We start from the raw sequence: 13674 nt of genomic DNA, 5'->3' as shown, positions 1-13674 counted from the left end.
TTGCAACATATTGTATTGTGTTGGCTTTTTTCGTATGAATGGTTGGTTACTCTATCATATGCATATTGTAAAAATAATTGACAATAAATTCATGAAATTGCATCTTAATTTATTACATTTGGACAAGGTATGACACTTTACACACATATGACCGGATAATAAAACGCTGTCCCGCAAAATACAAGAGACAGCGTTTTGTTATCAAACTATCGGTTTAACAAGCTACCTACATAGCGTAGTAATTCATTTGCTGAAGAAGAATTATAGCCATGCTCATCAATTAAACGCGCAACAACATCATTGATTTTCTTAAGCTGATTTTCGTCCGGTGTTTTCGTTGATGTTGTAATTTTCACTATATCTTTTAAATCAGCAAATAGTTTTTTCTGAATCGCTTCACGAAGACGTTCATGTGAATTATAATCAAAGCGTTTTCCTTTACGGGCATAAGCAGAAATGCGAATTAAAATCTCTTCACGGAATGCTTTCTTAGCATTTTCTGAAATTCCAATTTGCTCTTCAATTGAGCGCATTAATTTTTCATCTGGACTCATTTCTTCCCCTGTTAACGGATCACGTAATTTCGATTTATTGCAGTACGCCTCGACGTTATCTAAGTAATTATCCATAAGCGTCTTAGCTGATTCTTCATATGAATAAACAAACGCTTTTTGTACTTCTTTCTTCGCGATTTCATCGTATTCTTTTCTCGCTAATGAGATGAAATTCATATAACGTTCACGGTCTTCATTACTAATCGATGGATGCTGATCCAGCCCATCTTTTAAAGATCTAAGTACATCTAACGCGTTAATAGATGGTACCTCTTTTCGAATGATTGTAGACGAAATTCGGTTTATGACATAACGAGGATCAATACCCTTCATACCTTCATCTTGATATTCGCGTTGTAATTCTTCTACATCAATCGCATTATAACCTTCTACCGTTTCTCCATCATACAAACGCATCTTTTTAATTAAATCAATATCCGGACGCTTCGGATCTTTTAAACGAGTTAAAATAGTGAACATTGCTGCAACGCGAAGTGTATGTGGTGCAATGTGAACATTCGACACATCACTTTCACGAATCATTTTTTCATAAATATGTTCTTCTTCACTTACTCGTAAATTATAAGGAACTGGCATTACAATAATTCTTGAGTGTAATGCTTCATTTTTCTTATTTGCTATAAATGAGCGATACTCTGTTTCATTCGTATGCGCTACAATTAATTCATCTGCTGAAATAAGCGCAAATCTTCCCGCTTTGAAATTCCCTTCTTGCGTAAGCGATAATAAGTGCCATAAAAACTTCTCATCGCATTTTAACATCTCTTGGAACTCCATCATTCCTCGGTTTGCCTTATTTAATTCTCCATCAAATCGATACGCACGCGGATCTGATTCTGAACCATATTCTGCAATCGTAGAAAAGTCCAGACTACCTGTTAAATCTGCAATATCCTGTGATTTTGGATCAGACGGGCTAAATGTACCAATCCCTGTACGGCGATCTTCAGAGAAGAAAATACGCTCTACAACTACATCCTCAATTCTTGATCCGTATTCTTGCTCTAAACGCATGACATTTAGTGGTGATAAATTCCCTTCAATTCTAACTCCATACTCATCAAAGAAATCATCTCGTAAATGATGTGGAATTAAATGCAGTGGATCCTCATGCATTGGGCATCCTTTAATTGCAAAAATTGCTCCGCGATCTGTTCTTGAATATGTTTCTAATCCTCTTTTCAACATCGTAACTAACGTTGATTTCCCTCCACTAACAGGACCCATTAATAATAAAATTCTTTTTCTAACATCTAATCGTTTTGCAGATGGATGAAAATATTCCTCTACAAGACGTTCTAGAGCATCCTCTAATCCAAAGAGCTGATTACTAAAGAAGTTATACTTTCTTCTACCATCAACTTCTTCAATTCCGGCATCTTTTATCATATTGTAAATGCGAGAGTGTGCTGTTTGAGCCACCCATGGTCTTTCTTTCACAAGCTCCAAATACTCCGCAAACGTACCTTCCCATTGTAAACGTTCTTCTGCTGCTCGATGCTGTTCAATCTTTTTTAGAATATCCATTATAGCTCCTCCCCCATCTCCTTGTTCAATCGGATTATTATAAAAGGTATGCTAGGATGTCCTTAAACATTCTTTAAATCAAAACGAAATATATAATAGCACGCTAAAATTCTCTCCAAAATTCAAAGAAAATTCTGTATAATATAGGTATTAACGTTTTTACACTGCTATTCATTATAAATAAATTCTTTTCTTCTAAGAACCTTACATACATTTTGGGTAATAAATAAAACTCGTGAACCGAAAAAAGTAAGGAGGATATTAGTATGAAATTATTATTAATTTTAGGTGTATCACTCACATTTCTTACAGCTATTTTTACATCCGGTTACAATGACAAACCAGGTACACATAAAAAATGATGTGCTTTTAGCACATCATTTTTTTATGCATTATTTATAATACATATTTTCCATATCATATTTGGATAGTGGTCGGCTATAATAATAACCTTGTACAAGCTTCACATTCTTTTCTTTCAAAAACTGTATTTGCTCCTTTTTTTCTACTCCCTCTGCAATTACATTCAATTCTAAAGTATGAGCTAAATGAATAATTGCAGCTGTAATATTCGTATCACGTTCATCTATATGTATACCTTCCATAAAAGAACGATCAATTTTTAAAGTATCAATTGGATATGTTTTTAAGTAACTTAAAGATGAATAGCCTGTTCCAAAATCATCTAAATGAATCTTTAAATTTTGTTCTTTTAATTGTAGTAACACTCTCTTCGATATATCTTTATGTATAAGAGCTCCTTCTGTAACCTCTATCGCTAATAAATGAGCTGGTACATTGTACTTATTTAAAGCCCGTGTAATCATCTCTATTAATGTAATAGAGCGAAAGTGTCTAGCTGAAATATTAACTGCAATTGGGACCACTTCATATCCTTTATTTAACCATTCGCGCAGTTGCTGACACACTTGATTTACTACCCATTCATCGAGCTTAATAATAAATCCTGTTCTTTCTGCCAACGGAATAAATTGGTTTGGAGAAACAAATCCTAATTCCTTATTCTCCCACCTTATTAAAGCTTCCATACTAGCTATTTTTTTCGTTTCAATATTAATTTGTGGCTGATAATATAAGAAAAACTCGTTTTTTTCTATAGCACGATGTAACTGGTTTTCTATTATAAACCTTTGTTCACGCTCACAGTCTAATCCACTACAATAAAAATGATAATGTCCTTTTCCTTTTTCTTTTGCTTTTTCTAAAGCAGCATCGACCCTCTGAAATAGTATTTTTTCATCTTCTCCATCTGCTGGAGCCATTACAATTCCAATTGACGCACTTAAATATACATCTTCTTCTTCGATTACAAAATATTCACTAATATTTTTCAGTATGCTTTTTGCAACTTCCTCTACACATTCTTTCGTTATATTTTCTATCAACATAACAAATTGATCATCGTGTTCTCTAAATAAGTGCATACCTTCTATTTTTAGATTGCTTAAACATTCTGTAACTTTTTGTAATACTTTATCTCCCTCTTTATGACCAAATGTATCATTAATACGATGAAACTCATCTAAATCTATAAATACAAGCGCAAAATTTATACTCTCATTTAAAAAAGTATTTAACTTATTTGCACATGAAATTCTATTCATTAATCCCGTTAACTGGTCATAGTAAGCTAAATATTCTGTTCGCATTTCGTTTAATACTTGCCTTGTAACATCTCTCGTAACAATATAAACTCCAACAATTTCACCGTTCACAATAATCGGGATAGTTCTCAAAGAAATATATAGCTCGTACCCTTCTTTATGAATATATTTCTTTGAAACAATTTGTTTTGCTTTTCCTTGCATCGATCCCTTAAATATAATTTGAAAATCTTTTTCATATTCTTTATTAATGAATTCAAAAATAAATTTATTATTTAATTCCTCATACCGGTATCCAAATATTTCATACGTTGCCGGGTTTGCATATGTAACTCTCCCTATAGAATCTATAGATATAATTGAGTCATTATTATATTCCAGTAATGACTTAAATAACATTTGTTTTTCCTCTATCTCTGTCTTCTCCTCAATTTGAGCTGTAATATCTCTTGTAATACAAATAACAAATTGACATATTCCTTCTTCATCGCAGACAGGATTAAGTGAAGATTCATAATGTATCTCACCTTTTGGTAATTTGACTACATCACAAAAAGTGTGTGCTTTCGCTTCTCTCACTACTTTTTCATATTGCCTTTGCAATATCCCCGCTATATCTTTTGGTAATACTTCTGCAAAAGTTTTTCCATAGCACTCTTCGCTTAACCTAGCATAATCCATTCCTATTTTATTCACATACATATATTTAAACGTTTCATCATCAATAACTTTTAATATAAATACTAAATCTTGAATAGCATGTAATAACCCTTGTCTAATTAAATCCATATCTATCATACTTAAAAAGGTATTTTGATTACTATATTCTTCCTTCATATTTATCTCAACCCGTCTTATCTATTTTTAATCATATATCCCATTCTATATGATTATGTCCTCTCTTTTAAACGTATGATCACATATTATTTTTATTTTATAAAAAAAAGTCGCCATATGGCGACTTTTAATAAACGATTTCTAAATCTAATCCAGGGTAATTTTGTTGACGGAATGCTTCATAAATTAAAATTGCTGCTGTATTAGATAAATTTAATGAACGTACTTTATCTGTCATTGGAATACGTAAACAATGATCAAAGTTTTCTTCGATTACATTAGCTGGTAAGCCGTTTGTTTCTCTTCCAAATACAAAATAGTAATCCTTCTCGCGCTTGCTATAGTCAAACGCTGTATGAGCTTTCTCGCCATACTTCGTTAAATAGAAGAATTCACCATCTTTATTTTTTTCATAAAATTCTTCAATTGAATCATAATACGTAATTTTCACGTGCTGCCAATAATCTAATCCGGCACGCTTTAACATTTTATCATCCGTTGAAAATCCAAGCGGTCTAATCAAATGTAATTCTGTTCCAGTTGCTGCACAAGTACGAGCAATATTTCCTGTATTTGCTGGAATTTCTGGCTGATATAAAACAACATGTACTCCCACGCGATATTCACCTCTGTTTTTTGTCTACTACGTATTATACCACTTGAGCGAAAAATCTCTACCCATTAATAATATGAAAGAATTTATATTTCATTTGTGGTGTATATTTACTAGAGTCTTCATAGTTCCAATAACGTCGACGGCTATTCGCTGAATGTGCATTTACAAGCGGCATACCATCTGCATCTTTTGCTACTACAATCGTCGTATGATTCCATCTTCCGTCATCCTCGAAATCATAAGCAATTACATCTCCAAGAATAAGTTCTTCTGGCCTCTCTACCGCCTCTGCTCGAAGTCCTGTTGTAGCACCTGACAAATACCAATAAAAAGAATGTGCAACAGCCCAGCTCCAACTCCACTGATTCTCCCTTTGCCACCATCCTTTACGAATATTAGGATATCCGTTCATAGGTACTTCTCCAGTATGAAGACATTGAGAAATGAAATTCGTACAATTATCAGGGAAATTACGATACATAGGATTTCGGTCATCCCACCAACGCTCTGCATATTTCACTGCCTCTAAACGATTATACTGATAAGAACCGTACTTCTCTTTCGTAATTTCCCTTTCTAATGTCTCACCCATTCTAATTTCTTCTGACACTTCAATATCATAATCGCCTATAATCCGACTATTATTTAAACAAACTCTTCGTTTTAATTGTTCCTCTTCAATATAAAATAATTCTTTATGCTTAATTAAATATTTAAAATGTATTTGATAATCAATTTCTTGATGGTCATTACTATTTAATTGTCTAATGAAAGAAACATCCGCAGTTGCTTTCACTATATGTGCACTACGCCTTTGAAACAATTGTTTCTTTCTCTGTGCCATTTGTAGTAAATCCTCAGCAATACCATCCACGTCTGTTCGTTTCTCTGTGATATATGCTAAAAACTGTTGTACTTGCTTTTCAATATTCATTTTTACAGCCATTTCGTTTCCCTCCCATATTACAATATGAAAAAGGGAAATATTATCTACTCTTTTTTCTGTGCTAACAATTCAAGCCCGCGCTTCATTTCATGAAGTACTTCTTCATCTTTCTCACGTTCAATCGCTTTCTCAATCGCTTCGCCTACTCCATCTCCCCCAATTTTCCCAAGTGCCCATGCTGCCGTTCCGCGCAATACCGGTCTTGGGTCATCTTTCATAACACCAATTAAATCAGGAATTGCCGATGCTTCTTTAAAATGTGCTAATGCTAAAATCGCATTTCTTTGCAGTGGCTTTTTCCCTCTCCATGACCCTGACATAATCCCATATTTCTCTTTAAAATCACGATTACTAATTGTTAAAAGTGGCGTTAATAATGGTTTAACTAGCTCAGGATCCGGCTCCATCTCAGGATGATTATGAAAATCCATTCCTTTATTTTTCGGGCAAACAGTCTGACACGTATCACATCCATATATACGATTTCCTATTTTATCGCGATATTCTTCAGGTAGGAATCCTTTCGTCTGTGTTAAAAACGCAATACACTTCTTCGAATCTAACTGTCCCCCCTGTATTAAAGCACCTGTAGGACAAATATCGATACATTTCGTACAGCCCCCGCATTGATCTTCTATCGGCTTATCTGGCGGGAATGGAACATTTGTAATCATTTCCCCTAAGTATACGTACGAACCGAATTCAGGTGTAATAATAGCACAGTTTTTCCCACTCCAGCCAATGCCTGCACGCTCTGATACAGCTCGATCACTTAATTCACCTGTATCAACCATGGACTTCACTTCTATATCTGGAAGTTTTTCAATTAAATATGCTTCTAATTTTTGCAAACGATCTCGTAAAACAAGATGATAATCTTGTCCCCAAGAAGCACGGCAAAAAATTCCACGGCGTTCTCCACGCTTACTTAATGGTGCATTTTTTAATTTTGAAGGATATGCTAAAGCAATCGCAATAATTGATTTAGCACCCGGTAATAAAAGTTGCGGATTCGTTCTCTTCTCTATATCAGGCTCTTCAAATCCAGATTGATAATTTAATTGTTGTTGCTGGATTAAGCGCTGCTTTAATTCCTCAAAAGGAGAAGCACTCGCAAAGCCTATTTTATCTATGCCAATTGTTTTACTATACGCAATTACATCTTGCTTTAATTTTTCAAAATCCACTCTTAATCGCCTCCTCAGATGAATCCATCATCCCTTATGTAACGACTTTATTGGTTAGTAATTCACTTTTGGAATACTATTATTTACTTCTATTTTCGCATGTAATTATATTTTTCAAACATTAAAAAACGCAATGCCTCGTTTATCTCGGAAACGAAACACTGCGTTGATCACAATTTATAGAAAAACATTTAATAAAATTTGGAGCGGGTGAAGAGAATCGAACTCTCGACCAGAGCTTGGAAGGCTCTTGTTTTACCACTAAACTACACCCGCAAATATGAATTACATATAAGATATTAGAATAACTTATGTAAAGTAGTATAGCATGTTAAAAAAATAGAGGCAAGAATTTTATCGAAAAAAGTCGAAAAAGTGATGAGAGACCTCATCACTTTTTCAATTCTTTATCAATGGCCTTCTTCATACTATCGAAATCAGGGTTTGCAAGATTTCCGTTTACATATACTGAAGGAGCACCTTGAACTTTTAATTTTTGAGCACGATCTGAATCTTTACGTACTTTTTCTGTAATTTCTTTACTGTGTAAATCTTTCTTAAATTGCTCTACATCAACTTTTGGAAGTTTCTCTTTCACAATGCTAAGAAGCAAATCTTCTGTAATCCATTCTTCCGTATCTTTCTTTTGATTTTGATAAATCTCATCATAGAAAATCCAGAATGAATCTTTATCTTGTTTATAAATTGCTTCACCAGCTGCTGCACCTAAATCCGAGTCTTTTCCGATAAATGGGAAGTTAATAAAATATAACTGCACTTTGCCTTTATCAATATACTCTTCTTTTAATCGAGGTAATACTGTTACATCCCAAGTACGACAAGCAGGACATTTAAAGTCTCCAAATTCAACTACCTTAACTGGAGCATCATCTTTCCCTAAAGATTGTTGCGTAGAATAAGCAAACATCTCATTCCCTTTATCTTTTTTGTCATTTATGATGCTATACGCAATTGTTCCAATTACAATCAATACTGCGATAGAAAAAACTATACCAAGAGCCATGAGTTTATTTGATTTCATATACATTCCTCTTTAATTTCATATTCTGTATACAGCATTGTACACAATACACATAATATCAACACTTATATACGTCACGCAATGAACACGCTCACATAAATTACAAAAACACAATAATTGTGACGATATTGTGTCACAATTTGTCACAATTTATTCAAAAAAAGAAGCTCCTCTTTAGGAACTTCTCTTAACTTACTGCTTTTTTACGCGCACTATTTAACATCGACTGCTCTATTTTTATATCATGACGAATTACTAATTTCTCACTAACTGCTTGAACATACTCATCATGGCTTATATAGCCTTCTTTCTCCATTAGTCTCAAAACGACATTTCGTCTCTCTACTGCTTTATCATAATTTTGGGCAGGTGAGTAATAAGCAGGTGCTTTTACTACAGCAGCCATCATTGCACTTTCAGCCAACGTTAATTGGTTCACCTTTTTACCGAAGTAAAGGTTTGCTGCTTTTTCAATTCCCCATGCTCCTTCACCATAATAAATGTTACTTACATATAATTTTAAAATTTCATCCTTCGTAAATGTGCGTTCAATTTTTTTCGTATAAAAAATCTCTTTCCACTTACGAGAAAATGTACGCTCATTAGTTAAAAAAGCATTTTTAGATAGCTGCTGTGTAATCGTGCTTCCTCCTTGCACGACACCACCAGCCTTTATATTCTCAACAGAGGCCCTAATAATTGCTATATAATCTAAACCGTTATGATGATAAAATCTTTTATCTTCTGTCGCAATAAATGCATGTGTTAATGATTCTGGCACCTCTAAATTAGCCGGTACATGTAATTTACTAATGTCACTTTTCTCAATCATTACATTTCCAATGAATAATAACGTACAACTTAACAATAATAATAATATAATGGCTTTATAAAAAAGTTTAGTCATTGGATTTAATGCAACTTTTTGATGATAGTTCACCCTAGATAATACTCGTTCTTTCATCTTGAACACCTCTTTTCCACACAGCATATAACTCTTACTTTAAGAATACATTGTTGTAAAAAAATATCCCATCGATTTCTCTTACACGTACCTTACATCATTGTAAGGTATAAAGTGAAACTTTAATCAGCCCTCACCAATCACGTTCCCGGCAAATAGCGGGGTAAAAAAGTATTGTATCACAGACCTTTTTTATCTACTATTCATCTGAAATATTGAATATAGATTATATTCAATCACGAATAACCAATAACAGAGTAAGCCTTAAAGCTATTATATTTTCACTTTACACTTTAATTATATCATCTACAAATATATATACTTTTGACTATCTAGTAATCTTAATGTATATAACATACACATTATAAAGAACAAACGTTCTATAAATCAATACTAACACTATTATTATTTTGACCTTTTTCTTAAACAGTATACAAAAAAGAGTAGTGATTTGAATGTATCTCAAATCAGCTACTCTTTTCTTTACAATCTTCCTATTAAATTATATGGCTGTACTTCCCACGTTTCATACGGAATACAATGTGTTACTCTCATTGCATCAAGCGTTCTGGATTTCATATGAGGACGCGTTATATACTCATCTATGTTCTCTTCATTTAAATCAACAAATTTAGCCTCTTGTATTTCTTCAGGTTGAATTTTTATTTCGCCACTCACATATGCTACTTTAAAAACAACAGCTAGAATGTGCATAGAGGCATTATAATAAACCCCAGTAATTCCGATAGGCTTCACCGTTAACCCTGTTTCCTCTTTTATTTCCCTACAGACAGCTTGATCGAGTGCTTCTCCTTCTTCTACCTGTCCTCCTGGCATTTCCCACGTATCAGCTCGCCAGTGTACCTTTGTTAATAACACTTCATTTTTCTCATTTGTTAAATAACCTGCTACGGCAACTATATGCTTTGGTGTCTTATGTTCCATACTAAGCCTCCTAGAAATAATGGTTATTTCATATATCCCTATAAGCATATTCCCTATCTACACCAAAATACCTTTAATAATTCATCACCTTAATTAACTTCATAAAAAAAGCCCCTATTCGTTAAACGAAAAGGGGCTTTCATCGTATTACTCTCCTAAGTCTACGTTGTGGTAAACTTGTTGTACATCTTCTAAATCTTCTAATGCATCAACCATTTTCTCAAATTGTACTTGAGCATCTTCAGGAAGTGTAACATCACTTTGTGCAAGCATTGTTAATTCTGCAACTGTAAATTCTTCAACACCAGCACCTTTAAGTGCAGATTGTACTGAATGGAATTGATCTGGTTCAGCATACACGATAACAGCATCTTCTTCTTCTAGAATGTCACGTGCATCTACATCTGCTTCCATTAAAATTTCAAGAACTTCATCTGATGTTTTACCTTCAAGGCCGATAACAGCTGTCGCATCAAACATGTAAGCTACAGAACCGTTTACACCCATGTTACCACTGTTTTTGCTAAATGCAGCTCGTACATCTGCTGCAGTACGGTTTACGTTATTTGTAAGTGTATCTACAATAACCATAGCTCCATTTGGTCCAAATCCTTCATAACGAAGCTCGTCATAATTTTCCTCTGAACCGCCTTTTGCTTTTTCAACTGCACGATCAATAATTGTTCTTGGTACATTGTATGTTTTCGCACGTTCTAATACGACTCTAAGCGCTTGGTTTGATTCTGGATCTGGCTCGCCTTGTTTTGCCGCCACATAAATTTCACGTCCAAATTTCGCGTATATACGGCTTGTATTTGCATCTTTTGATGCTTTTTTGTCTTTAATATTGTTCCATTTACGGCCCATACTTTCCACTCTCTTTCTCGTTTTAAATCTACATAAAAATATTAATATGAAATATAATGTGTGTTCAACACATTTTTAAAAGAAATATAAAAAGTTCATTTTTGATTCATATTACAGACATAATATAAATCACTATCATTTTGTTCTTTCGACAAGTTATATTATACATGAATTCCTAAGTTTATTACGAATTTTAGCATCACATAATATAATTTAACAAAAAAGACTCTAAGATTTCTATTAGAGTCTTTTTATATTGCTGATACTTATTTCCATAATATCCCTATAATTACTTTCTACTGTTGTATAATAAAAATAGGAAAAAATTTAAAGAAAAGATGAAGGGAGAATTATGACACATTCAAATGAAAAAAAATCACATGCTTTTAAAGGAATAGGAGAAAAGTTAAACCCAACTATCTATCAAGTAAGATTCATGAAATTAGATGAACCAATCCAATTTGAGGCGTTTCCTGAATTGAAGGAATTAGGGGACTGGTTAAGTACTTCAACGCAAATGTGGGCGTGCCACTCAACAATGTATAAGTACAACAGAGAAGAGTTTAAAAAGAAGTTTTTAGAAATTACAAACTTAACCGTTGATAATGTACTAATATCTACTGGTGGTGTCGGATTTAACCTCATGTCACCGGGTGGAGAAATTCTCTCTAAATACCGCAATTAAAAGGATAAAATTGAATGTTTGTTTTTATCCTTTTAATGTTTCGCAGTTTACTCACCGTACACTTTTTGTGCTTATTTTGTCATGTAATGAAAAGAAAACAAAAAAACTCTATACTAATTGTATAGAGTTTTTTTACGACGTTCATGATACCGATGGTCGGGGTCGAACCGACACTCCCGAAGGAACACGATTTTGAGTCGTGCGCGTCTGCCAATTCCGCCACATCGGCACAAAAGAAAAGGCGGCAACCGGATTTGAACCGGTGATAAAGGTTTTGCAGACCTCTGCCTTACCACTTGGCTATGCCGCCATATTAAATTTTATTGGAGCGGAAGACGGGATTCGAACCCGCGACCCCAACCTTGGCAAGGTTGTATTCTACCACTGAACTACTTCCGCAAAAATGGCTGGGCTAGCTGGATTCGAACCAGCGCATGACGGAGTCAAAGTCCGTTGCCTTACCGCTTGGCTATAGCCCATCGAATTCTTACTTAATTATATGTAAGTATCAATTAAATTATTTGTAATTTTTAAAATAAAAATGGGGCGACTGATGGGAATCGAACCCACGAATGCCGGAGCCACAATCCGGTGCGTTAACCACTTCGCCACAACCGCCATGTTGTGTAAATATATTTGGCAGGGGCAGTAGGAATCGAACCCACACTGGAGGTTTTGGAGACCTCAGTTCTACCTTTAAACTATGCCCCTATGTAAATGGTGGAGGGGGGCAGATTCGAACTGCCGAACCCGAAGGAGCGGATTTACAGTCCGCCGCGTTTAGCCACTTCGCTACCCCTCCGAAACTTACATGGTGCCGGCTAGAGGACTTGAACCCCCAACCTACTGATTACAAGTCAGTTGCTCTACCAATTGAGCTAAGCCGGCGTATTTTATTGAAATAAATGGTGGCTCGGGACGGAATCGAACCGCCGACACGAGGATTTTCAGTCCTCTGCTCTACCGACTGAGCTACCGAGCCTTATTAAAATGGCGGTCCCGACCGGGGTCGAACCGGCGATCTCCTGCGTGACAGGCAGGCATGTTAACCACTACACCACGGGACCATTTGGTTGCGGGGACAGGATTTGAACCTGCGACCTTCGGGTTATGAGCCCGACGAGCTACCGTGCTGCTCCACCCCGCGATAATACTATTCATATAAAATTTATATGGTGGAGGATGACGGGATCGAACCGCCGACCCCCTGCTTGTAAGGCAGGTGCTCTCCCAGCTGAGCTAATCCTCCAAAGTGGTGACCCGTACGGGATTCGAACCCGTGTTACCGCCGTGAAAGGGCGGTGTCTTAACCACTTGACCAACGGGCCAAATATTATAAATCCTATGGCGGAGAGCAAGGGATTCGAACCCTTGATACGCTTGTGACGTATACACGATTTCCAATCGTGCTCCTTCGGCCAACTCGGACAGCTCTCCAATGGCTCCGCAGGTAGGAATCGAACCTACGACCGATCGGTTAACAGCCGATAGCTCTACCGCTGAGCTACTGCGGAATAATATTGCCTGGCAACGTCCTACTCTCACAGGGACAAGGTCCCAACTACCATCGGCGCTAGAGAGCTTAACTTCCGTGTTCGGTATGGGAACGGGTGTGACCTCTCTGCCATCATTACCAGACATTATTCTTTTGAGACAATCATTATTATAACTTGTTTACTTTAAAAGTCAACAAGTTTTTTATATTCTCTCAAAACTAGATAACATTTGCTACATATTATATGGTTAAGTCCTCGATCTATTAGTATTCGTCAGCTCCACATGTCACCATGCTTCCACCTCGAACCTATCAACCTGATCATCTTTCAGGGATCTTACTAGCTTACGCTATGGGAAATCT

At 35.5% G+C, this 13674-nt stretch carries 9 protein-coding genes, 16 tRNA genes, 2 rRNA genes and 1 pseudogene; 1 reads left to right on the top strand and 27 read right to left on the bottom strand.

Going from position 1 to position 13674, the window contains the following annotated elements:
• Positions 1 to 206: 206 nt before the first annotated feature.
• The 10 genes from ACO6VI_RS14510 to ACO6VI_RS14465 form a co-directional block, all read right to left on the bottom strand.
• Positions 207 to 2102 (bottom strand): PrkA family serine protein kinase, encoded by a 1896-nt coding sequence (locus ACO6VI_RS14510; RefSeq protein WP_000353273.1) that lies wholly within the window; start codon positions 2100 to 2102, stop codon positions 207 to 209.
• Between the two features lie 392 nt (positions 2103 to 2494).
• Positions 2495 to 4564: a sensor domain-containing protein gene (locus ACO6VI_RS14505; RefSeq protein ID WP_088021006.1), complete on the bottom strand. Its 2070-nt coding sequence runs from the start codon at positions 4562 to 4564 to the stop codon at positions 2495 to 2497.
• Positions 4565 to 4691: 127 nt separating this feature from the next.
• On the bottom strand, positions 4692 to 5180 hold the full coding sequence (gene trmL, locus ACO6VI_RS14500; protein ID WP_000538147.1) for a tRNA (uridine(34)/cytosine(34)/5-carboxymethylaminomethyluridine(34)-2'-O)-methyltransferase TrmL: 489 nt from the start codon (positions 5178 to 5180) through the stop codon (positions 4692 to 4694).
• A gap of 58 nt (positions 5181 to 5238) precedes the next feature.
• The gene (locus ACO6VI_RS14495) at positions 5239 to 6126 is read right to left on the bottom strand and encodes an amidase domain-containing protein (protein WP_000279323.1); all 888 of its coding nucleotides are present in this window, start codon (positions 6124 to 6126) and stop codon (positions 5239 to 5241) included.
• A 44-nt stretch (positions 6127 to 6170) separates the two neighbouring features.
• Positions 6171 to 7313, bottom strand: a complete 1143-nt coding sequence (gene queG / locus ACO6VI_RS14490; protein WP_063546364.1) for a tRNA epoxyqueuosine(34) reductase QueG — start codon at positions 7311 to 7313, stop codon at positions 6171 to 6173.
• A 202-nt stretch (positions 7314 to 7515) separates the two neighbouring features.
• Positions 7516 to 7589: transfer RNA gene (locus tag ACO6VI_RS14485), tRNA-Gly, on the bottom strand.
• A gap of 115 nt (positions 7590 to 7704) precedes the next feature.
• Positions 7705 to 8355, bottom strand: a complete 651-nt coding sequence (locus tag ACO6VI_RS14480) for a DsbA family protein (protein WP_000841308.1) — start codon at positions 8353 to 8355, stop codon at positions 7705 to 7707.
• Between the two features lie 187 nt (positions 8356 to 8542).
• Positions 8543 to 9319, bottom strand: coding sequence for a transglycosylase domain-containing protein (locus ACO6VI_RS14475; protein ID WP_000664716.1), 777 nt, complete (start codon positions 9317 to 9319; stop codon positions 8543 to 8545).
• 483 nt (positions 9320 to 9802) lie between these two features.
• Entirely contained in the window at positions 9803 to 10264 is a 462-nt protein-coding gene (locus tag ACO6VI_RS14470; protein ID WP_023521008.1) for an NUDIX hydrolase, read from the bottom strand.
• 147 nt (positions 10265 to 10411) lie between these two features.
• Positions 10412 to 11131, bottom strand: coding sequence for a YebC/PmpR family DNA-binding transcriptional regulator (locus ACO6VI_RS14465; RefSeq protein ID WP_000532949.1), 720 nt, complete (start codon positions 11129 to 11131; stop codon positions 10412 to 10414).
• A 352-nt stretch (positions 11132 to 11483) separates the two neighbouring features.
• Between ACO6VI_RS14465 and ACO6VI_RS14460 the strand changes: the two are divergent.
• A pseudogene (locus ACO6VI_RS14460) lies at positions 11484 to 11803 on the top strand (DUF3884 family protein).
• Positions 11804 to 11963: 160 nt separating this feature from the next.
• On the opposite strand, the gene ACO6VI_RS14455 reads toward ACO6VI_RS14460, so the two are convergent.
• The 17 genes from ACO6VI_RS14455 to ACO6VI_RS14375 all read right to left on the bottom strand — a co-directional run.
• Positions 11964 to 12045 (bottom strand) — tRNA-Leu (locus ACO6VI_RS14455).
• Between the two features lie 10 nt (positions 12046 to 12055).
• Positions 12056 to 12126, bottom strand: a tRNA-Cys gene (locus ACO6VI_RS14450).
• A gap of 14 nt (positions 12127 to 12140) precedes the next feature.
• Positions 12141 to 12215, bottom strand: a tRNA-Gly gene (locus ACO6VI_RS14445).
• A 5-nt stretch (positions 12216 to 12220) separates the two neighbouring features.
• Positions 12221 to 12295, bottom strand: a tRNA-Gln gene (locus tag ACO6VI_RS14440).
• Positions 12296 to 12358: 63 nt separating this feature from the next.
• Positions 12359 to 12434: transfer RNA gene (locus tag ACO6VI_RS14435), tRNA-His, on the bottom strand.
• Positions 12435 to 12453: 19 nt separating this feature from the next.
• Positions 12454 to 12527, bottom strand: a tRNA-Trp gene (locus ACO6VI_RS14430).
• A 7-nt stretch (positions 12528 to 12534) separates the two neighbouring features.
• Positions 12535 to 12618: transfer RNA gene (locus ACO6VI_RS14425), tRNA-Tyr, on the bottom strand.
• A gap of 10 nt (positions 12619 to 12628) precedes the next feature.
• Positions 12629 to 12704: transfer RNA gene (locus tag ACO6VI_RS14420), tRNA-Thr, on the bottom strand.
• A gap of 18 nt (positions 12705 to 12722) precedes the next feature.
• Positions 12723 to 12798: transfer RNA gene (locus ACO6VI_RS14415), tRNA-Phe, on the bottom strand.
• A gap of 9 nt (positions 12799 to 12807) precedes the next feature.
• A tRNA-Asp gene (locus tag ACO6VI_RS14410) sits at positions 12808 to 12883 on the bottom strand.
• A gap of 3 nt (positions 12884 to 12886) precedes the next feature.
• Positions 12887 to 12963, bottom strand: a tRNA-Met gene (locus tag ACO6VI_RS14405).
• A gap of 26 nt (positions 12964 to 12989) precedes the next feature.
• Positions 12990 to 13065, bottom strand: a tRNA-Val gene (locus tag ACO6VI_RS14400).
• Between the two features lie 4 nt (positions 13066 to 13069).
• Positions 13070 to 13144: transfer RNA gene (locus ACO6VI_RS14395), tRNA-Glu, on the bottom strand.
• A gap of 17 nt (positions 13145 to 13161) precedes the next feature.
• Positions 13162 to 13253: transfer RNA gene (locus ACO6VI_RS14390), tRNA-Ser, on the bottom strand.
• Positions 13254 to 13255: 2 nt separating this feature from the next.
• Positions 13256 to 13330: transfer RNA gene (locus ACO6VI_RS14385), tRNA-Asn, on the bottom strand.
• An 8-nt stretch (positions 13331 to 13338) separates the two neighbouring features.
• A 5S ribosomal RNA gene (gene rrf / locus ACO6VI_RS14380) occupies positions 13339 to 13454 on the bottom strand.
• Between the two features lie 101 nt (positions 13455 to 13555).
• Positions 13556 to 13674: ribosomal RNA gene (locus tag ACO6VI_RS14375) — 23S ribosomal RNA — on the bottom strand; the annotation flags it as partial.

The organism is Bacillus sp. PSXD-155, assembly GCF_049310765.1.
Taxonomy (GTDB): Bacteria; Bacillota; Bacilli; order Bacillales; family Bacillaceae_G; genus Bacillus_A; species Bacillus_A cereus.
Note: the sequence above shows the minus strand (reverse complement) of the source record. Positions and strands in the feature narration are given on the sequence as shown.